The following is a 583-nucleotide window of genomic DNA, read 5'->3' on the forward strand; positions in this document are numbered from 1 at the left end:
AACAGGGCAGGGTGATCGGCGCTATCGATCGCCGTGCGTACCGCACCAATATCGCTTAGCACGCCAGTTGCGGTCTCGTTATGGGTCACCATCAAAGCTTTGATCTCATGATTGGTGTCCGCTGCCAATATGGTCTGAAACTCATCAGCAGGTGCGCCGTCGCCCCATTCGCATTCGATCACTTGTACATCGAGGCCATGACGCTGACACATATCAATCCAGCGATGCGAGAACATACCGTAGCGGGCAATCAGTACTTTATCACCAGGGAACAAGGTGTTGCTGATAGCCGCTTCCCAGCCACCTGTGCCGCTTGAGGTGAATAAAAGCACTTCGCCCTCACTGGTACCAAATACTTTTTTGGCATCTTGAAGTACTGGCAAAAAGGTATTTGAAAAGTCAGGGGCACGGTGATCTTGGGTCGGCACGTTCATCGCGTGGCGGAGTCTTTCTGGAATATTGGTAGGGCCAGGGATAAAAATAGGGTTTTGTAAAGACCTGATTGGCGTCCTTGTATATGTGTATAAAGGTGACACAATAGTTGTATAGGCAGGGTTTCATGCGAATGTAATGCAAGAGTCTT

1 protein-coding gene is annotated in these 583 nt (G+C 49.6%); it reads right to left on the minus strand.

The window, feature by feature from the left end:
• A partial coding sequence (locus ACTXGO_RS16600; RefSeq protein ID WP_443575209.1) for an aminotransferase class V-fold PLP-dependent enzyme occupies positions 1-434 on the minus strand: 434 nt, incomplete at its 3' end.
• Between the last annotated feature and the right edge of the window lie 149 nt (positions 435-583).

This window comes from Psychrobacter sp. T6-1 (assembly GCF_052258445.1).